Here is a 19,349-nt window from a genome sequence, read left to right as displayed (position 1 = left end):
GAGACGTTATCTGCCTTACAGGTGGTTTTGACTCACGGGCGCCTGCTGCGGCACCGTTGACTCCCAGTGGCCCGGGAAGGCCCTCTTTCACAACCAGAAGAAGCGATACACGCCATGCTGAGAGCATTGTCACGACCCGCCGTGAAACTGGTGGAACGCTATCTGCCAGATCCCTACATCTTCGTCCTGTTGCTGACGATCATCGCCGCCGCAGCAGCCATCGCCATCGAACGCCAGTCGCCCATGGCCGTGCTCACCTATTGGGGTGACGGCTTCTGGAACCTGCTGAGCTTCTCCATGCAGATGCTGCTGGTGCTGGTCACCGGCTTCATGCTGGCAAGCTCACCGCCGGTCAAGCGACTGCTGCAGAGCCTGGCAGGCCTTGCCAACAATGCCGGCGCTGCCATCCTGCTGGTGACCCTGGTGTCGCTGGCGGCCAGCTGGATCAACTGGGGCTTCGGCCTGGTGGTCGGCGCCCTGTTCGCCAAGGAGCTGGCCCGGGTCATTCGGGTGGACTATCGCCTGCTGGTGGCCAGCGCCTACTCCGGCTTCGTGGTCTGGCACGGTGGTCTTGCCGGCTCGGTGCCGCTGACCATCGCCACCGATGGCCACTTCTCGGTGGAGCAGATCGGCGTGATCGGCACCAGCGAGACGATCTTCTCCTACTTCAACCTGTTGATCGTGCTAGCTCTTTTCATCGCGGTGCCGCTGGTCAACCGGCTGATGCTGCCCGGCGAAAAGGAAAGCGTCTACGTCGATCCGGCGCTGCTGGGAGATGACGAGGACCGTCGGGTACGCATCACCCGCCCGGCCGAGCGCCTCGAGAACAGCATGACTCTGGCGCTGCTGGTAGGCGTACCGGGTCTGATCTATCTGATCAGCTACTTCGTCGGCGGCGGCGGTCTGAACCTGAACGTGGTCAACTTCATGTTCCTGTTCTTGGCCATCATCCTCCACCGCACCCCCCAGAGCCTGCTCAACAGCCTGCACGAGGGCATCAAGGGTGGCGCTGGCATCGTCATCCAGTTCCCCTTCTACGCCGGCATCATGGCCATCATGATCCAGTCGGGACTGGCCGAGACCATGTCCGAGGCGATGATCTCCTTTGCCACCGAGACCAGCCTGCCGTTCTGGACCTTCCTCAGCGCCGGCATCGTCAACATGTTCGTGCCCTCCGGCGGCGGCCAGTGGGCGGTTCAGGCCCCGGTGGTCATTCCTGCCGCCCAGGCGCTTGGCGTAGATATTCCCCGTGCGGCCATGGCCGTGGCCTGGGGTGACGCCTGGACCAACCTGCTGCAGCCCTTCTGGGCGCTGCCGGTACTCGGCATCGCCGGGCTAAAGGCCAAGGACATCATGGGCTTCTGCCTGATCCAGTTGTTCGTCACCGGTATCATCATCTCGGTCTGCCTGACCTGGCTGTAGAGGCCTCCCGGAGCGTCAGCCGGGCGCCTGGCGGCCTGTACAGCCGAGGCGACAACTGACTTTCAACGAGCGCCTTGTCCCCTTGCCGGGGGGCAAGGCGTTATGCTGTGGTGGAGCGCCAGACAGACGCCAACAGCCCCCCCCCGCGCACCGTATTCCGAGGAAACTTCGATGGCAGAGCAGAGCCTACCGGGTCAGCACGAATTGAGCATGACCGTACTGATGACCCCCGACATGGCCAATTTCAGTGGCAAGGTACACGGTGGCGCCATCCTCAAGAAGCTCGACGAGGTCGCCTACGCCTGCGCCAGTCGCTACTCGGGCCATTATGTGGTGACCCTGTCGGTGGACCAGGTGCGCTTCAAGCAACCGATCCACGTGGGCGAGCTGGTGACCTTTCTGGCCAGCGTCAACCATGTGGGCCGCTCTTCCATGGAGATCGGCATCAAGGTGGTGGCGGAGGACATCCGCCAGAAGGTCATTCGCCACACCAACAGCTGCTACCTGACCATGGTGGCGGTGGACCCCGACGGCCGCCCGGCCTCGGTGCCTCCGCTGACCCTGGACACGCCGATCCGCAAGCTGCGCTACGAAAAAGCCGCGCTGCGCAAGAAGTTGCGCAAGCAGGCCGAAGAGGAAGAGATGCGAACGAACCAGGAACTGGGCGAGCGCTGAAGGTGTACCATCCCCCGACAGCTCGATAGGTCTTCACACAACAAGTCCACACAACAAGGCCGCCCCGAAGGGCGGCCTTGTCGATTGCCGGGCGGGCAGCGTGACGCTCAGCCGCAGGCCAGCTCACGGATGACATCGGCATCATCCAGGCGCACGTTGAGGCGATCCAGCCGCAGGTCCATGGTGGCAACCCCGCCGGGACGCAGCACCCGCACCGTCTTGGCCCCGCTCTCGGCCTTGAGCCGTTCATCGAAGCTGGCGTCGTAGCTCTGGCCGACCAGGCCCTGCACCGCCTCGGCGTCGCAGGCCTCGGCCATGGGAGCGCGCTCCGGCGGCAGCGGTGCCGGTTCGCCGGATCCGCCGGACGACGACGAGCAGCCGGCCAGAGCCGCGACCAGCAGCAGGGGAAGAAGTGGTTTCATCGATGGCCTCCAGTGCCAGAAATCCTTGTGCAAGCGCCCGCCAGCCTCGTATCGCTGCAGCGCGCCTCAAAACCTATCACGGCGCTGCGCCTGACGGACAGGCCGTGGTCAACTCGTTGCCAACTGACAGACCTGGCGGTCGGGACGACGAACATGGAACCTGTTGGAGACAGCAATGGCGGGAAAGTTCCGACGGAGAAACAGATAGCGCGAGTCAGCAGAGGCACGGCGACAAAGAGCACCCATGGGGAGAACAGCGACGACGAGGCGGCTCACCGCCGTGGTTCTTCTCGCTGCCCCTGTGTTTCCTGGCTCGGTCTAGCGGGAAGGTTTCCGGCTAGACCGAGCTTTTCTGGCTAGCTGGAGCTTTTCTGGATCGCCTCTCCACCCTTCTCGATATCCTCGCCCACCCCACGAACGGTGTTGCAGCCGTTCAACAGCGCCAGGGTGAATACTGATACCAGAATCAACGACAGCATCCTTTTCATGGTTCCTATCTCCTTGCAGCCAGGCAGGTAAGCGAAATACATCATCCTCTGACAATCTAGCACGATCACCGCCCATCGCTAGCCTCCCAGCCAACGCTCGGACGAGGTAATCCGCCACACGGCACAACGCCAGACGCCGTCCGGCAACTGCGAAGCCCCTTCACGTCAGTGCCAAGCCACTCACGACAGCGCCACCTGGGACATGACCATCGCGTGGCCGCTTATGATAGCGCCAGCTTGAGGATGATCACGCCAATCACCGCCACCGTCAGCCACTTGACCACCATGGCGCCACGGGAGCTCATGTTGACCTTCACCGCCAGCCAGGCCCCGGTCATGCTGCCGGCAGCCAGCACCAGGCCGTAGCTCCAGCGCACCTGGTCGTGCCACAGGAAGATGGCCAGCGCCGGCAGGGTGTAGACCAGGATGATCAGTACCTTGAAGGCGTTGACCTGGCCAAGATCGATCTTGAGCATGCGATAGAGCACGATCATGAACAGGATGCCGACACCCACCTGCAGAAAGCCGCCATAGAGCCCGATGACAAACATCGCCAGATAGACCCCAGGGGTCAGTCGCTCGACGGTCAGCGGGCGGGTGTCGAGCTTCGGCTGGGGCAACAGCATGATGATCGCCGCGGCCACCATCACCACCATCAAGATGGTTTCGAACAGGGCGTCGCTGACCCTGAGCGCCAGCCACACCCCCAGCATCGAGCCCAGTACCGCGGGCACCGACAGGCGCAGGCTGAGACGGATATGACGGGCACCGGCGCGGAAGAAGTTGGCCACCGCCGACACGCTCTGCAGGGTGATCGACACCCGGTTGGTACCGTTGGCCACCTGCGGCGGCAGGCCCAGAAACATCAACAGCGGCAGGGTCAGCATCGAGCCCCCGGCCGCCAGCACATTGATAAAACCTGCCACGATACCCGCAAGCAGCAGGGCCACTCCCTCGACTGGCGTCATCTGTCGTCCTCTGTTCGAATCATCTGCGTTGTCACCCTGCCCACCCGCTCTGATGTACCCTAGGCGCTGGACACCATCCTGGAGGCCTTGCATGAGCGACTTCGTCGTCGATCCGCGCCTCGTCGCGGACAGCTACCCCATCACCGAACTGCCACTGTGTCAGCTGCGGCTGATGGACGACGCCCGCTATCCCTGGCTGGTGCTGATCCCGCGCCGCGCCGAGGTGAGCGAGGTGTACGATCTGTCCGAACAGGACCAGCAGCAGCTATGGCGAGAGGCCACCCGCATCGGCAAGGCGTTGAAGGCCTATGCCAGCGGCGACAAGCTCAATATCGCCAGCCTCGGCAATATGGTCGCGCAACTGCACATCCACGTCATCGTTCGCCACCAGGGCGACCCCGCCTGGCCTGGCCCGGTGTGGGGTCAGGGCCAGGCGACGCCCTACGACAAGGACAGCCTTGCCGCCACCAAGGACCGTATCCTGGCGCTGGCAGGCGGGCTGTCCTTCAAGGGTTGAACGAGACGGTGTGATGCTCGGGGCAGTGCCCCGGGCATGGCCCCGGGCCGCCAGATAGCGGACTACAGCCCAGGTCCTATCGCGAAAGCCAGGTCGAAGCGGCCTGGCTCAGGCTCCCAGTCCCCCTGGTCGCCCTCCGGGGGACATCAGTGGCAGGCTGGGGTCGCTGGCGCCGACCTGAGACATCAGCAGGATCCCGAGCCCGGCGATCAACAGCCCCCCGGTCAGCGCTACCAGCGCACCCAGCCGCGCCATCACTCGACCACGAGCGGCGGAGGTCCGTGCGGCACGGGCGGCGACCCAGTCCCGCGCCAACACGCTGGCAAGCCCCAGCGTCGATACCGTCAAGGCGGTACCCAGCGACATCGCCAGTACAGCGGCCACCCCCATCCAGGGCTGGCCGAGCAGGCTGGTCACCCCCATCAGCAGCACCGCCCCTGAGCAGGGTCTTGCGCCGATCGCCAGCACCGCAAGCCAGGCCTCCCGACGCGGCCCGTGGGGCGAGACATGATGATGGCCGGAGCAGCAATCGTGGTGTTCGTGGTGACCGTGGTATTGGTGGTGGCGGTGCGGTTCATGAGGGCCATGGTGGCCATCATGAGAAGGCGCCGGGTCCGCCGAGGAGGATCGCGCGATCTTGAGCAGTCGTCCAAGCGCCCGTGCACTCAGCCACAGGCCCAGCAGCGCGACCAGCGCAAAGCTCAGTCGCTCAACCCAGACCACGCTGCCCAGGGCCTCCCGGGTCAGCCAGCCAAGCCCCTGCACCAGCGCCAGGATCAGCACGATGGCCACCGCACCCTGCAGCAGGGCGGCCGCCACCGACAGCGCCAGGGCCCGCCGCCAGGCTCCGCCCTGGGAGACCAGGTAGGCACTGATCACGGCCTTGCCGTGGCCTGGCCCGGCGGCATGGAAGACACCGTAGAACAGGCTCAGGCCGATCAAGGTCAGCCAGGCGTCGGAGGAAGGCGTCCGGTCGAGCAGCGTTACCGCCTGGGTCAAGCGGCGGTGCAGGTCGGCCTGCATGGCGATGACCCAGTGTCCGAGGGCGTCCAGCGCTCCGCTGGCCTCGAGCGCCAGGATGAGCACCGCCACCACGCCCAGCGCCAGAGCCAGCTGCAGCCAGGGTCGTTGCCAGCTCAGCATGACACCCGCCCCGTCTCGGCAAAGAAGCGACCGAGCCCCTGGGGGGCGCTATCGTCGACATCGAGCTGGGCCGCCGCCATGACCTTCTCGGGATCGGGGTCGGCGACGATGATCGACGCCTGACAGGCATCCGGCACGCTCAACGCCTGGGCCAGAGGCCCCTCGTCGTCGGCTTCGTGCACCACCTCGACGTAGTAGGAGGGATCGAAAACGCGATATTCCAGGGTACTGCCGGCAAGGTCCTGAGGCTCGGCCAGCGGCAGCCGAAAGTGCAGCACCACGCGCTCGTCACGGGCCATCACTGTGGCTTCGCTGACCGCTGCGAAGGCCAGCGCCTGGCCGTCGACCTCGGCCTCGGTAAAGAAGTCCCGGGGCGCAAGATTGACCAGCATGTCGCCCCCCAGCCGATCCAGCGCGGCGTCCTGGCCGTCCTCGGCGGCGCGAGCCTCCTCGAGCAGCACCAGGCTGTAGAAGGGATCCAGGCGCCACACCTGGCGCAGGGCGGTGACCCTGCCCTGGTCGTCGGTCTCGAGCGTCACCGACAGATCCACCCAGCTATGGGGATGCGCCATCGCCAGTGTGGCGGGCGCCAGCCACAGGCCGGCGCCCAGCGCGAGAGACAGAAGAAATGCCGCCACGGCGCGGCGATGCAAGTCCAAAGCGGCCTGAAATCCGGCCACAGCACGCGAGAGATAGATCAACGGGCTAGTCTTCCTTGTAGTTCGACAAACAGGGGTTCCACCACCGCAGGCGGCAGGCGCCGCCCGCCACGGTAGCCTTGCAGCGAGACGCTGGCACCGGAGGCGCCGGCAGGCTCGACCCGCGCCTCGAGGCGATAGCCCGGCGGACGTGCCAGGGAGGCGTCGATACGCCCCAGTTCGCCGTCGGCCTGGGTGATGACATAGCCCTGCTCAAGCAGCATCGCCAGGGTTTCGTTCAGGGCCGGCCCGGGCGCCACCGCGACCAGCATCTGGCGCGGCGGCTCGGCCATCGATGATGAGCCGGCGCAGCCCGACAGCCCGACGGCCATCAGCATCACCGACAGGCTCAGCAGTCTCTTTCCGGGGGCCTTTCCCTCCACTGATGTCCACCTTCGCGTCATTGCACACCCCCGCTGCTGGATGCCACCGACGCCAGTTGCTGACGCACCGATGCGCAGAAGTCGGCGTCACTGGCGGTGCGCGACTCACGTAGCTGGCCGGTCCAGTCAAACAGGCGAATATCCCGCGTCAGACGGACGTCCTGGCCATCCAGCGCCACCGAGACCCGCTCGACCCGGGTCGCATCGTCGTTGGTACCCCAGCCCCAGGAGCCAAAGCCGACCCCTACGCCGGCGCCGACGTGGCCACCGCTGCCACCCAGCACGAAGCCGCCCAGGCGTGGGCGCACGGCGTCGGCGTTATGGTAGGTGGTGCGCTCGGTCTTCTCGGCGCTGACCACCCCGAGTGCGGTATCGGTATCACGCACCAGGAAGTCGCGGCCTTCCAGCACCGTGACCACATCGGCCAGGGATACCGAGCCGGCTACCACCGGCCATTGACACCCGGACGAGGGAGCGGGTTCCGCCACCGGCATCTGCTGAGGCGTGCTCTGACAGGCGCTTAGCCAGGGCAACAGGCCCAGCACCGCCACTGATGAGCATTTCGCCCAAATGTTGCGGCCTCTATCGGGCAAATTTTTGTACATTTGCATCAGGACCTCCCAGCCAGGGGCGTGAAATACTGTCAAGAGTCTACGCTGTCCCGAGCCACGGGCAAACGCTCGCCCAGCCGAACCTCGGGCCCAGCGGCGATCGGCCTGTCGCCCCTCAGGCGTGCGCCCACCTTTTCACCAGAGGACCGACCATGAACCTGTTGATCTGCCCCGACAGCTACAAGGATGCCCTGGCCGCCAGCGACGCCGCCCGCGCCATTGCCGAGGGGGCCCGCCGCGCCGACCCGGACATCACCATCGACGAGTGCCCCATGGCCGATGGTGGCGAGGGCAGCCTCGACGCCCTGCTCGGCGCCACCGGGGCCGAAAAACGCAGCGTCAGGGTACAGGACGCCCTGGGGCGCCCCGCCGAGGCCGCCTGGGGTTGGCACCCAGAGTCCCGCACCGGCTATATCGAGCTGGCCGAGGCCAGCGGCCTGCAGGCGCTGAGCTCGTCAGAGCGCACCGCGCTGGACAGCACCACCCACGGCGTCGGCGAGCTGATCCTGGCCGCCCTGGACGCTGGCGCCGAACGCCTGTTGATTACCCTGGGCGGCAGCGCCACCAACGACGGGGGCGCCGGCATGCTGGTGGCCCTGGGTGCCCGCCTGCTCGACGCCGACGACCAGCCGATTCCCCCCACCGGGGCTGGGCTCGAGGAACTGGCACGGGTGGATCTGTCGGGGCTCGATTCGCGCCTGGCCGATGTCAGGGTGGAGGCGGCGGTGGACGTGGACAATCCGCTGCTGGGCGAGCGCGGCGCCAGCGCGGTCTTCGGTCCCCAGAAGGGTGCCAGCGAAGCCGATGTAGCGCGCCTGGACGCCGCCCTGGCGCACTGGGCCGACAAGGCTGCCGAGTGCCTCGGCGAGGACCTGCGCGACGCCCCCGGCACGGGCGCGGCCGGGGGCATGGGCTTTGCCGTCGCTGCCTTCCTTGGCGGCGAGCTTCGCCCAGGTATCGAGATGATCATGGAGCAGGCCGGCATGGACGAACGCCTGGCACGAGCGGATCTGGTGATCACCGGCGAGGGCCAGCTCGATGGCCAGAGCCTGTCGGGCAAGACCCCGATCGGCATTTCGCGGGCGGCCCGCGCCAAGGGGGTGCCGGTGATCGTGCTGGCCGGTCGTATGGCACCAGGCTGGCAGGCGGCGCTGGACGAGGGCGTCAGCGCCGCCTTCGCCCTGGCCGACGGCCCGATGGCACTGGACGAGGCGCTGGAACGCTGCGCCGAGCTGCTCGCCGATCGAAGCGAGAACCTGATTCGCACGCTCCAGGCCATCGGCCGTTGAAGGGAGGCCCGGCCTACCGAGGTGACAGGGCTGCCCTTGAAAGCGGCCTTCGTCATCCCTATGTCATCCCTACGTCATAGGCAGGCGTCATCAATGGACGCTATCGTGGCGATGGAAGAGATTCACTCTCCAACGCCCTCCCTTAGGGATAGACTGGAACACAGCGATCAAGGAGGTATTGCATGAGCGACACTAACGCCATCGGCCTGCATTCAGGCAGCGCCAGCGATCTGGCCGAAAAGCTCAACGAGCTCCTGGCCAACTACCAGATCTTCTACATGAACGTTCGTGGCTATCACTGGAACGTGAAGGGCTCGAACTTCTTCGAACTCCACGAAAAATTCGAGGAATTCTACACCGACCTGCTGGCCAAGGTGGACGAGGTCGCCGAGCGCATCCTGACCCTCGGTCACAAGCCGGTTCACGCCTACAGCGACTATATCTCGCTGTCGCGCATCACCGAGGCCAAGGACGTGCATGACGGCGAAGCCTGCGTGCGCGGCGTGCTGGAAGGCTACCAGCGGCTGATCGAACTGCAACGCGAGATCCTGTCCGTTGCCTCCGACGCCGACGATGAAGGCACCGCCTCCCAGGTCGGAGACTACATCCGAGAGCAGGAAAAGACCGTGTGGATGCTGGGCGCCTACCTGGGCTGACCCCCTGGCGACCCACGCAGTGCAAAGGAAGACGCCCCGCTCGGCTTGAGCGGGGCGTCGTCGTTTACGGCGGTCACTTCAGGCGTCGTCGACGGCCTGACCATCGTTGCCCAGCGTCGCCGGCGACTGAGCCGCCCTTTTGAGCTCCTCCGGCAGCGGCTTTTTCATCCGCGCGCCGAGGCGTTCGAGCTCGAGCGCCTGAGCGACCAGGCTGCCCTGGCCCTGGGACAGCCGGTTCATCGCCTGGTGATGACTGGCGCTGGCGCGCTCCAGGTGCTTGCCGACGTCGTCGAGGCTGTCGACGAACCCCGAGAACTTGGCCAGCAGGCGCTCTGCCCGTGACACGATGACCCGGGCGTTCTCGTTCTGGCGCTCCATGCTCCAGAGCCCCGCCACGGTCCGCAGACTGGCCAGCAGGGTGGTCGGGGTGACCACCACCACCTGGCGGTCGAAGGCTTCCTGGAACAGCGAAGGATCACGCTCGAAGGCCGCGGCGAAGGCCGGTTCCACCGGTACGAACAGGAACACGAAGTCCGGCGAATGCAGCCCCGGCAGGGCCGGGTAGTCCTTGGCGGCGAGTCCGCGGATATGGCTGCGCAGCGAGGTCAGGTGGGCGCTCATGGCGCTTTCGCGCTCGGTTTCGTCGTCGGCGTTGACCACCCGGGTCCAGGCGGTCAGGGAGACCTTGGCGTCGACGATCAGGTGGCGATCCTCGGGCAGGTAGATGATGGCGTCGGGACGCTGGCGTCCCTGCTCGCCGTTCATCGACACCTCGCGGCGGTACTCGATGTCGCGCCGCAGGCCGCTGCGTTCCAGCACGGTCTCCAGCATCAACTCGCCCCAGCCGCCCTGGGCCTTCTGGTCGCCCTTGAGCGCCCGGGCAAGCCCCGCCGCCTCCTCGCCGAGGCGGGCGTTGAGACCCGCCAGCTGCTCGATCTGGGCCTTGAGCGATACCGCCTCGCGGCTGTGCTGTCCGGTCAGGTCCTCGACCCGCTGGCGGAACTGGTCCACCTGCTCGCGAAACGGCTTGAGCAGCGACTCGAGTCCCTCGCGGCTCTGGGTCTGGTAGGCCTGCTGGCGCTCGTCGAAGACCTGGCCTGCGAGCCGATGAAATTCCTGCTTGAGCTGCTCCCGGGAGGATTCCACCAGCGCCATCTGCTCGCGATGACGCGCCGCCATCTGCTCGCGCTCGGTCTCCAGACGGGCATTGTGCTCACGCACATCGGCGAGCTGCTGACGGGCGGCGCCGAGCTCGCCCCGCTGGGTCTCGAGCTGCTCTCGGCTGGCGTCGAGCTGGGCATCGCTGATGGCCAGCTCCTGCTCGAGCTGGCGTGCGGCCTCGCGCCGCTGCTCGAGCTGAGCCTTGGTCGTCTCGAGCTCTGCTGCCAGGGCCTGTTCACGCCGCTGCCCCTGTCGATGCCCTCGCCAGGCCAGCGCCAGCAACGTCATCGCCAGCAGCGAGACGCCGGCAAGAGCCGGCGCCAGGGGCTGGGCGAACAGTGACTCGAGGGCCGGACTCATCTCAGCCTCATATCAGCGGGTGCCCTCGGCCAGGTCGCCGATCAGCGCCTTGAGCAGGCCGTAGAATTCCTCCACCGAGGCGATCTCGACGCGCTCGTCCGGCGAGTGGGCGCCGCGAATCAGGGGGCCGAAGGAAATCATCTGAAGCTCGGGGTACTTGCCGCCGAGAATCCCGCACTCGAGCCCGGCGTGGATGACCTTGATCTCCGGGTCCACCGCCAGGCGCTGACGATGCAGCTCACAGAAGTGCTTGAGCAGGTCGCTGTCGGGCTGAGGCGTCCAGCCGGGGTAGCCGTTCTCGACCCGGGTACGGGCACCGATCAGCTCGAACAGCGCGGTGAAGCGCTCGGCCAGATCCATGGTGGCGCTGTCGCGCAGTGAACGCACCAGGGCGCACAGGTGAAAGCGGCCGTTCTCGAGGCTGACCACGCCCAGGTTGTTGGAGGTCTCGACTACGCCTGGCACCTCGACGCTCATGCGCTCGACACCGCAGGGCGCGGCGTGCAGCGCCGCCACCAGCAGGCGGCTGGCGTGGCGGGTCAGCGCTTCCTCGCGCGGCGTGGCGCAGGGCTCCAGGGTCAGCCGCAGGCCCTCGTCGACGCCGGACAGCTCGCGGCGCATATCGGCCTCGAGGCGCTCGATGCGCGAGCGCAGCGCGTCGATCTCGTCCCGAGGCACCATCACCACCGCCTCGGCCTCGCGGGGGATGGCGTTTCTCAGGGTGCCGCCACGGTAGTCGACCAGGCGCACCTCGCAGCTGTCGAGGGCGCGCAGCACCCGCACCAGCAGGCGATTGGCGTTGCCCAGCCCCTTGTCGATATCGATCCCGGAGTGGCCACCACGCAGTCCCTTGAGGCTCAGCGTCAGGGCTTCTTCGTCCTCGCCCACCGACTCCACCGGCAACTGGGCCTCGACCACCACGTCGGCGCCACCGGCACAACCGATGTAGACCTGGCCACGGTCCTCGGAGTCCAGGTTGAGCAACAGACTGCCCTCCAGCCAGCCTTCGGCCAGATTCAGCGCACCGCCCATGGAGGTCTCTTCCTCGAGAGTGAAGATCGCCTCCAGCGGGCCATGGACGAGTTCATCATCGCCGAGGATCGCCAGCGCCGCCGCCACCCCCAGGCCATTGTCGGCGCCCAGGGTGGTCTGGTCGGCCTTGAGCCAGCCGTCCTCGACCCGCGTGACGATGGGATCCTGGGTGAAGTCGTGTGGCTTGTCGGCGTTGGCCTGGGCCACCATGTCCAGATGGCCCTGGAGGATCACCCCCGGTGCCCCTTCGCGCCCGGGGCTCGCCGGCTTGGACAGACGCAGGTTGCCGTAGGCGTCACGGTCGTGGGCGATGCCGCGCTCGTCTGCCCAGGCTTCAAGGATCTCGACCAGAGCCGCCTCGTGGCCCGAGGGGCGCGGCGTGTTGCACAGGGTACGGAAGTGACGCCAGACGGCGGTCGGAGCGAGGCTATCGAGATGTTCGTTCATGATGTCTATGTCTGCCTTTGCGAATGTTGGCACTCTACCCTCGCCCCGGGGCCTTGGAAAGGGTCTCCAGCAGTGCCAGGGCTCGGCCCACGGCGTCCCGCAACCATTGCTTGACCTGTGCCTTGCCGCGCAGCGATAGCCCCTGCGCTAGGGAACTTTCCGAACGTCCCTGAAACGCCCACGCTGCGAGCCAGGCCAGACTGTCATCGTGGCCATCGTCAGCCTTGGACCTCGCCTTGGACCTGGGCGACGACATCGACGACGACAGTGACAGCGACGCCAGCCGGCGAACCAGGGCCTGGATGGCCGGACGCGCCAGCGCCGGCTCGCGCTGGCCCCTGGCCAGGTCCTGGAGCTCACGACGGTCATCGGCGTCGAGAGAAAAGCGATCTTCGGCGTCGAGCGAAAAGCAGTCCTCGGCCTCGAGCGAAAAGCGGTCTTCAGCGCTGAATGTACGACGGTCCCCCGCGCTTCCCAGCAGTGCCAGCACCACAGGTGGCGACAGGCGTGTCAGTTCGAACGCCAGCAGCCCCGGCAACTGCCGCTCAAAGCGCCGCGACAACCGCTCGATCAGGTCCCGGTTGTGCTCCCCCAGGGCCAGCGCCACCATCGCCGCATGCTCGCCGGTGGCGGCCTCCCGGGTCAGTCCCAGGCGCACCGGACGAAAGCCCTGCGCCTGCCAGAACGCCAGCAGCTCCGGATCGGCGCCGAAGCTCGCCCCCAGCAGTGCCTTGCCGGCCTGTTCGGCCTGGCGTGCCGCCTCCTGGATCAGCCTCGCCCCGCACCCCAGGCGGCGCCAGTCGGGGTGTACGGCAATCCGGGTGATCCGGGCGCTGGGTGCCTTCAGTGCAGCTGCTTCACCGGCGTGGGCCGCCAGCGACTGGGCCATCAGGTGACCACGCGGGCGTCGCTGTCCCAGCAGCACTCGCTCGGCCAGATCGGCATCGAAGCCGCCCTCATCGACGCACACGCACACCGCCAGCGGCGCACGTGGTGTCCCGAGGATCGAGATGCGGGTCGCCGGCGCGTCAAGCAGCGCCCGCAGGTCCGCCGGGGTGGTGCGGTAGTGAGCCTGGACCAGCAGGCCGAAGATGGCTCTCAGGGAGGCTTCGTCCCGGGCCAGGACATCACGATCGAGCGTGGTACAGGGCAGCTCGGCCAACTTTTGACCAGGACAAGGCGCACTCACCCTCGCCCCCTTCGGCACTGTGGGGAGTTCTGCATCCAGGCACAGCAGCGCGTCGATGGCCCGCTCAAGGGGGTCTCCATCGGCCCAGCGTATCGGCGTCCTGAGCTCGATGGCCTGCCACTGGGGCGTCTGCGCCTCCAGATGACGACGAAAGCGCAACGCAAAACCTCGCCCCGAGCCCTCGTAGCCATGCACCGTGGTGGCGAAGGCAAGCCGCGGAAATGCCGCCAGCCACTCGCCCAGCAGCGCCGCCGGAATCGCCGCCGCCTCGTCCACCAGCAGCAGCGAGCCGGGGCCGCCGGCTTCCCCCCGGGCGACGGCGTCAGTCAGTGCGTCAGGGGCGATAAAACGCACCCGCCCCCCGGGCGCCTCGAAGTCCCTTTCATCGCCCTGTCCCTCGGGCAGCAGCGTCGCCAGGCGCTCGAATACCGGCGCCACCGAGGACGCCCTCGGTGCCGTCACCAGGATATCCAGCGGCGCCTGGCACTGCTGCTCGGCCTTGACCAGCAGGCGGGCGCAGGCGATGCCCAGCGCCGCCGACTTGCCGCGACCACGATCAGCGGTGATCACCAACGGGCGGCGACGCCTGAGCCGCGTCAGCCGACGTACCACCTCGGCCTGGTCGGGGCTCAGGCAATCCGGGTCGGGGCTGTCTAGACAAGGGCTGTCTGGACAAGGGTTGTCTGAACATGAGCCATCGGCAAAAGGGCTTTCCTGGCCATCATCGGGCGTTGCCGTCAGGCCCTCCCCCTGCCGCCAGCGCAGCATCCCGGGAAAACCCGCCAGCAGCCGATGGCAGCGCTCTAGATAACGGCTCGTGAGCTGTTCCGGCCGCCAAGGGTGGGCCGCCAGGCGGCAGTAGTCGTCGTCGGGTCGGCGGCCACCGTCGTCGGGGGTCAACAGCACCAGCAGGCCTCCCGCCACCAGGGTGCCGGCCACCGCCCCCAGGGCGTCAGGATCGAGGCCAGTGCCTGGCGAGGCGGCGTCGAACACCACCAGGTCGTGCTCGCCGCCGAGCCGGGTACGCGCCTTGGCGGCGGGAAGGCGCTCAAGCGACGGCGGGGGGTTGGCGGCCCTGTCATGGGCCCCGGTGCCGGCCCTGGCATGGGCCCCGGTGCCGGCCCTGTCAGCAGCCTCGTCAATCGCCGTTCCCCCGACCCACAGCGGCGCCGACCATCCGCCTTGGGCCAGGCACTCGCGGGCAACGCCCCGCGCCCGGTCAGGAGCCTCGCTCACCCACAGCAAGCCGCGAAAGCGCCGCCCTCGCAGTTGCTGTCGAAAGGCAGCGAGCCGCGCGAGGTCCTGTCGGGTCAAAAAGTGGGACATTAAGGCTCCCTGATAAATCAACTTTGGTCTAAAGGCTGCGCCGATTAAACGATCGAGCCGACTACGGCAGCGCAGCATAGATGTCGCTCTAACTTATTCATTTTGCTGAATTGTCGAAACTTTTTCTCACGCTATCGACTGTGCAGCCGCCAAAAAAGTGTGCCGTTTCATCGACATGGGTCGCATCGATCATCTCTTGAAGACCGTGCTAGCTTGATGAAGCCGAGGCGCCATCGTGGGCCAACCCCACGCTGGAACGCCACTACCCCCAGGCACCGAACCCAAGACAATGGCCCAGGGTGCCGGACGCAATTTCGGTGAGGCAGCGATCGCCTCATTTGCACAGAACACAACAACCCACGGGGAGCACCTGCATGAAGCACATGACCAAGTTTACCCTGACCAGCATGGCTGCCGGCATCGCCCTGGCCGCCCTGTCGAGTGGCGCCATGGCCCAGGAAAAGTGGACCATGACCACCACCTGGCCGGAAAACCTCGACCTGATCCAGATCGACAAGCACTGGGCCGAGCTGGTCAACCAGCTGGCCGGGGACGAGATCCAGATCGAGTTCTACGCCGGCGGCACCCTGATGCCCGGCACCGAGGTCTTCGACGCCACAGAGACCGGCAGCATCCAGGCCGCCGGCGACTGGCCGGGTTACTGGGCCGGCCGCAGCCCGGCGTTCTCGCCGCTGGCAGCCACCCCCAGCCTTTTCAACGGCATGGACTACCTGAACTGGATCACCCAGTGGGGCGGCTTCGAGCTCTACCAGGAGATCTACGGCCAGTACAACCTGGTCTACCTGCCCTACGGTATCACCAACAACGAGTCCGGCTTCCGCGGCGGCACCCCGATCGCGTCTCTCGCCGACATCGAAGGCAAGCGTCTGCGTCTGTCCGGGCGTGACCAGGGGCGGGTGCTCGAGCAGCTTGGTGGTTCCCAGGTCACCCTGGCCGGCGGCGAGATCTACCAGGCCATCGAGCGTGGTGTGGTCGACGGCGCCGAGTTCTCGACCCCCGGTGTCGACTACAAGGCTGGCTTCTCCGAGGTTGCCGACTACTGGATGACGCCGGGCTGGCACCAGTCTGCCAGCGTGTTCGGTGTAATGATCAACAAGGACGCCTGGGACGCTCTGTCCGAGGAGACCCAGGAGAAGCTGAAGATCGCCTCCGAGGCCACCATGGCCTGGTCGCTGGCCTGGTCCGAGAAGCAGTCCACCGAGGGTACCGCCAAGTTCCTCGAGGACGGCACCACCATCAACCAGCTGTCCGAGGAAGACCTGGCCCAGATCCAGGAGGTCACCAACCAGGTGATCGTGCAGGGTTCCTGCGAGGACCCGATGCTCGGCAAGGTCTACCAGTCGATGATCAGCTACATGCAGGACTACGCCCAGTGGCGTGACGTCTCGGTGCCCTACAACATGAGCCGCGTCACCGACAACCTGCCGTCGCTTGACGAGATCGAAGCCTGCCTCGAGTAACAACCAGGCACGTTTCTGTCACTACCGGCCGGCGGCTCTCTGCGCGAGGCCGCCGGTCATCGTTGGACTTCGACGAGAACCCCACCATGAACGCCATTGCCAAGGCCATCGACTGCTTGAACGAGTGGTTCGGCCGTTTGATCGCTCCGCTGATCGCGATCATCACCCTCGTGGTGGTCTACGACATCGCGATGCGCTTCTTTATCGGACGCCCCAGCGACTGGGCCTTCGACGTCACCACCATGCTGTTCGGTACCCATTTCATGCTGATGGCCGCCTACGGGCTGCGCCATCACGCCCATGTGGAGGTGGACATCGTCAAGCAGCTGCTTTCCCGGCGCGGTCGCGCACTGATCGACCTGCTCGGCTACCTGCTGTTCTTCACCCCCTTCATCATCATGTTCATCACCTATAGCTGGCGCTTCTTCGAGCGCTCCTGGAGCCGCGCCGAGTCCACCTACGGCATCGTCTCGATCCCGGTCTACCCAGTAAAAGCCGTGCTGGTCATCGCCAGCGTGCTGATCCTTCTGCAGGCCATCGCCATCGTCATTCGCGCCATCAATGAGCTGACAGGCCAGGGCGTGGAGGAAGCCAAATGAGCGCTGAACTTCTGACCATCTTCATGTTTGCAGGCCTGATGCTGGGGCTGTTCATGGGCCACCCGTTGGCCTTCGTGCTGGGCGGTGTCGCGGTACTCGGCGCCTGGTTCGGCCCCGGTCCCCAGGTGCTCGGCATCATCATCAACAACATCTATGGGCGCGCCATGGACAATTATGTCCTGGTGGCGATCCCGCTGTTTATTCTGATGGCGCGCTTTCTCAATGACTCGGGCGTCACCGAGAAAATGTTCGAGAGCATGCGCCTGTTGCTCGGACGCGTGCGCGGCGGCCTGGCGCTGACCGTGGTCATCGTCTCGGTGCTGCTGGCGGCCACCACCGGCATCGTCGGCGCCTCCATCGCGGTGATGGGCCTGATCGCCCTGGCACCGATGCTCAAGTACGGCTACAACAAGGGCCTGTCCGCCGGCGTCATCATGGCCAGCGGCTGTCTCGGCATCCTGATTCCGCCAAGCATCATGCTGATCCTGATGGCCAGCTACTCGCCGGTGTCGGTGGGTGCGCTGTTCGCCGGTGCCCTGGTGCCGGGTCTGCTGCTGGGCTCGATGTACGCGCTCTACGTGCTGGTGATCTGCCTGATCAAGCCCGACTTCGGCCCTCCTGTAGGCGCCGAGGAGCGTGCCGAGACCAGCACCGGGGAGCTGGTGATCCGCTTGTGCAAGTACGTACTGCCGCCGATGAGCCTGATCCTCGGGGTGCTGGGCGCCCTGTTCACCGGTATCGCCACCGCCACCGAGGCCTCGGCCATCGGCGTGACCCTGGCCTTCCTGCTGTTCCTGATCTTCGGTGATCGCAAGCTGTCGACCTGCTACAACACCTTCATCGAGGCCGGCAAGACCACCACCATGGTGATGTTCGTGCTGGTGGGGGCGACCGCCTTCACCGGGGTGTTCTCCATCGGCGGCGGCATGGACGTGATCAGCGAACTGGTGCTGGCGATGCCCGGTGGCACCACCGGCGCACTGATCCTGATGTTCCTGCTGGTATTCGTGCTGGGCATGTTCCTCGACTGGACCGGCATCGTGCTGCTGAGCTTCCCGATCATGCTGCCGATCATCGAGACCATGGGCGTCGACATGCTGTGGTTCGTGGTGATGGTGGCGGTGGTATTGCAGACCTCCTTCCTGACCCCGCCCTTCGGCTATGCGCTGTTCTACCTGAAGGGCGTGGCGCCACCGGAGGTCGAGACCCTCGACCTGTACAAGGCGGTGATCCCGTTCTGCGCGCTGATATTGATTGCCTGCGTGCTGATGTCCTACTTCCCCGCCCTGGTCACAGGCCTGCCCTCGATGCTGCTGGGCTACTGACCCTCAGGGTAGCCTCCAGCACAACCACACAGCCCCCGCTTCGCGGGGGCTACTCGTTTAGAACGACGATTTTGCCAGTGCGTTTCCGGCATATTCTTCGACTTTTCACCCCCTCGCGCTCCTGATTGGGTAAAGCCTCGACGCCGTTCCTGCATCGTATTAAGAGTTCTTAGACACTCTGTGCAAGGGCAGCATCATGGCCAACGTGACCCGCTTCACCCTCTCCGCCTCCGATGCCTATCCGCTCGGCGCCAGCCACTTCGAGGCCACACAGCCGCTGCGTGGGGTGGTGATCATTCACTCCGCTTCGGCGGTGTCACAACGCCTTTATCAGGCCTTCGCACTATTCCTGGCCGAGCAAGGCTTCCACGTGCTGAGCTACGACTATCGCGGCATCGGGCGGTCGCGACCGGAGCATCTCGAGAAACTGGGGGTGCGCATGCAGGACTGGGCCGAGCTAGACGCCGACAGCGTGACCCAGTGGGCTCGCCAGCACTGGCCGGACTTGCCGCTGCTTGCCATCGGTCACAGCTTCGGTGGCCATGCCATCGGCCTGGGCGACGCCAGTCGACACTTGAGCGGCGCGGTGCTGATCGCCTGTAATGCCAGCTGTCTGCGCTTCATCTCATCACCCTGGCTGAGGCTGCGCGCCTGGATGCTGTTCAAGCTGGTGTTTCCTTTGCTGTCCCGCATCAAAGGCTATGTGCCCTGCCGACGGCTCGGTATCGGTGAAGACGTGCCCGATGGTGTGGCTCGCCAGTGCAGTCGCTGGACCAGCCTGCCGCGCTACTTCTTCGACGACCCGGAACTCAACGCCGAAGTGCGATTCGCCCGCGTGGCGTTACCTCTGCTGGTGGTGGGGCTCGACGACGACCCCTACGCCAGCAGCGACAGCATCGACCTGCTGGCAGGCTACTTCACCGGGGCTTCGATCAAGCGCCTGCAGCTGTCTCCCAGGGTAATGGGCAGTGGTGTGCTGGGGCACCTGGAAGGATTTCGCCGCCGCCACCGTGACACCCTGTGGCCGCTGGTTTCTTCCTGGCTGGTGGAGCGGGCCCCGTCGACGCAGCCAGATGGCGTGTCAGACGCCCCCTGGTCCCCCATCGCCGACGAGGCTGGCCCCCATGGGGCCAGCGTTCAGGGGGCCGGCGGCTAGG

The 19,349-nt window shown here is 66.1% G+C and carries 19 protein-coding genes; 9 read left to right on the top strand and 10 right to left on the bottom strand.

Annotated elements, in window-relative coordinates:
- Positions 1 to 114 precede the first annotated feature (114 nt).
- On the top strand, positions 115 to 1,422 hold the full coding sequence (locus NFG58_RS02080; RefSeq protein WP_045991402.1) for a TIGR00366 family protein: 1,308 nt from the start codon (positions 115 to 117) through the stop codon (positions 1,420 to 1,422).
- Between the two features lie 171 nt (positions 1,423 to 1,593).
- Positions 1,594 to 2,097 (top strand): acyl-CoA thioesterase, encoded by a 504-nt coding sequence (locus tag NFG58_RS02075; protein ID WP_045991401.1) that lies wholly within the window; start codon positions 1,594 to 1,596, stop codon positions 2,095 to 2,097.
- A gap of 107 nt (positions 2,098 to 2,204) precedes the next feature.
- Here the strand turns inward: NFG58_RS02075 and NFG58_RS02070 are convergent, their stop codons facing one another.
- The 3 genes from NFG58_RS02070 to NFG58_RS02060 form a co-directional block, all read right to left on the bottom strand.
- Positions 2,205 to 2,519: an I78 family peptidase inhibitor gene (locus tag NFG58_RS02070; RefSeq protein WP_045991400.1), complete on the bottom strand. Its 315-nt coding sequence runs from the start codon at positions 2,517 to 2,519 to the stop codon at positions 2,205 to 2,207.
- Positions 2,520 to 2,875: 356 nt separating this feature from the next.
- Positions 2,876 to 3,007: an entericidin A/B family lipoprotein gene (locus NFG58_RS02065; RefSeq protein WP_045991399.1), complete on the bottom strand. Its 132-nt coding sequence runs from the start codon at positions 3,005 to 3,007 to the stop codon at positions 2,876 to 2,878.
- A 221-nt stretch (positions 3,008 to 3,228) separates the two neighbouring features.
- Positions 3,229 to 3,975, bottom strand: coding sequence for a sulfite exporter TauE/SafE family protein (locus NFG58_RS02060; protein ID WP_045991398.1), 747 nt, complete (start codon positions 3,973 to 3,975; stop codon positions 3,229 to 3,231).
- A 91-nt stretch (positions 3,976 to 4,066) separates the two neighbouring features.
- Between NFG58_RS02060 and NFG58_RS02055 the strand changes: the two genes are divergently transcribed.
- The gene (locus NFG58_RS02055) at positions 4,067 to 4,492 is read left to right on the top strand and encodes an HIT domain-containing protein (RefSeq protein WP_045991397.1); all 426 of its coding nucleotides are present in this window, start codon (positions 4,067 to 4,069) and stop codon (positions 4,490 to 4,492) included.
- 108 nt (positions 4,493 to 4,600) lie between these two features.
- Here NFG58_RS02055 and NFG58_RS02050 read toward each other — a convergent pair whose 3' ends face one another.
- From NFG58_RS02050 to NFG58_RS02035, 4 genes are read right to left on the bottom strand one after another with little or no spacing between them, the layout of a single operon-like run.
- Positions 4,601 to 5,635, bottom strand: coding sequence for a sodium:proton antiporter (locus NFG58_RS02050; RefSeq protein ID WP_348827498.1), 1,035 nt, complete (start codon positions 5,633 to 5,635; stop codon positions 4,601 to 4,603).
- Positions 5,629 to 6,273, bottom strand: coding sequence for a DUF1007 family protein (locus NFG58_RS02045; protein ID WP_348827497.1), 645 nt, complete (start codon positions 6,271 to 6,273; stop codon positions 5,629 to 5,631). Before NFG58_RS02045 ends, NFG58_RS02050 begins: the two co-directional genes overlap by 7 nt.
- A 59-nt stretch (positions 6,274 to 6,332) precedes the next feature.
- Entirely contained in the window at positions 6,333 to 6,716 is a 384-nt protein-coding gene (locus NFG58_RS02040; protein ID WP_348827496.1) for a hypothetical protein, read from the bottom strand.
- A 17-nt stretch (positions 6,717 to 6,733) separates the two neighbouring features.
- Positions 6,734 to 7,267, bottom strand: coding sequence for a hypothetical protein (locus tag NFG58_RS02035; RefSeq protein WP_108195008.1), 534 nt, complete (start codon positions 7,265 to 7,267; stop codon positions 6,734 to 6,736).
- Positions 7,268 to 7,479: 212 nt separating this feature from the next.
- Between NFG58_RS02035 and NFG58_RS02030 the strand changes: the two genes are divergently transcribed.
- Together NFG58_RS02030 and NFG58_RS02025 are read left to right on the top strand one after the other, a co-directional pair.
- Positions 7,480 to 8,616 (top strand): glycerate kinase, encoded by a 1,137-nt coding sequence (locus NFG58_RS02030; protein ID WP_253555142.1) that lies wholly within the window; start codon positions 7,480 to 7,482, stop codon positions 8,614 to 8,616.
- Positions 8,617 to 8,798: 182 nt separating this feature from the next.
- On the top strand, positions 8,799 to 9,272 hold the full coding sequence (locus NFG58_RS02025; protein WP_108131144.1) for a Dps family protein: 474 nt from the start codon (positions 8,799 to 8,801) through the stop codon (positions 9,270 to 9,272).
- Between the two features lie 78 nt (positions 9,273 to 9,350).
- Here NFG58_RS02025 and rmuC read toward each other — a convergent pair whose 3' ends face one another.
- Genes rmuC through NFG58_RS02010 form a run of 3 tightly spaced genes read right to left on the bottom strand, consistent with a single transcriptional unit; the run spans position 9,351 to position 14,787 of the window.
- Entirely contained in the window at positions 9,351 to 10,793 is a 1,443-nt protein-coding gene (gene rmuC, locus NFG58_RS02020; protein WP_348827495.1) for a DNA recombination protein RmuC, read from the bottom strand.
- Between the two features lie 12 nt (positions 10,794 to 10,805).
- Positions 10,806 to 12,272, bottom strand: a complete 1,467-nt coding sequence (locus NFG58_RS02015) for an aminoacyl-histidine dipeptidase (protein WP_348827494.1) — start codon at positions 12,270 to 12,272, stop codon at positions 10,806 to 10,808.
- A gap of 34 nt (positions 12,273 to 12,306) precedes the next feature.
- Positions 12,307 to 14,787 carry a GNAT family N-acetyltransferase gene (locus NFG58_RS02010; RefSeq protein ID WP_348827493.1) on the bottom strand — a complete coding sequence of 827 codons (2,481 nt, stop codon included), beginning with the start codon at positions 14,785 to 14,787 and terminating at the stop codon, positions 12,307 to 12,309.
- 374 nt (positions 14,788 to 15,161) lie between these two features.
- Here NFG58_RS02010 and dctP point away from each other — a divergent pair, with 374 nt between their 5' ends.
- From dctP to NFG58_RS01990, 4 genes are all read left to right on the top strand, one after another.
- Positions 15,162 to 16,268, top strand: coding sequence for a TRAP transporter substrate-binding protein DctP (gene dctP, locus NFG58_RS02005; RefSeq protein WP_348827492.1), 1,107 nt, complete (start codon positions 15,162 to 15,164; stop codon positions 16,266 to 16,268).
- Positions 16,269 to 16,354: 86 nt separating this feature from the next.
- The gene (locus NFG58_RS02000) at positions 16,355 to 16,867 is read left to right on the top strand and encodes a TRAP transporter small permease subunit (RefSeq protein WP_045991387.1); all 513 of its coding nucleotides are present in this window, start codon (positions 16,355 to 16,357) and stop codon (positions 16,865 to 16,867) included.
- A complete protein-coding gene (locus NFG58_RS01995) occupies positions 16,864 to 18,192 on the top strand; it encodes a TRAP transporter large permease subunit (RefSeq protein ID WP_045991386.1) in 1,329 nt (442 codons plus the stop codon). Before NFG58_RS02000 ends, NFG58_RS01995 begins: the two co-directional genes overlap by 4 nt.
- Positions 18,193 to 18,388: 196 nt before the next feature.
- Entirely contained in the window at positions 18,389 to 19,348 is a 960-nt protein-coding gene (locus NFG58_RS01990; RefSeq protein WP_108131139.1) for an alpha/beta fold hydrolase, read from the top strand.
- Position 19,349 lies beyond the last annotated feature (1 nt).

The sequence above is a fragment of the Halomonas sp. RT37 genome, assembly GCF_040070525.1.
In the GTDB taxonomy this organism is placed as follows: domain Bacteria; phylum Pseudomonadota; class Gammaproteobacteria; order Pseudomonadales; family Halomonadaceae; genus Halomonas; species Halomonas litopenaei.
The sequence above is the reverse complement of the archived record's forward strand: the minus strand, read 5'-3'. Positions and strand labels throughout refer to the sequence as shown.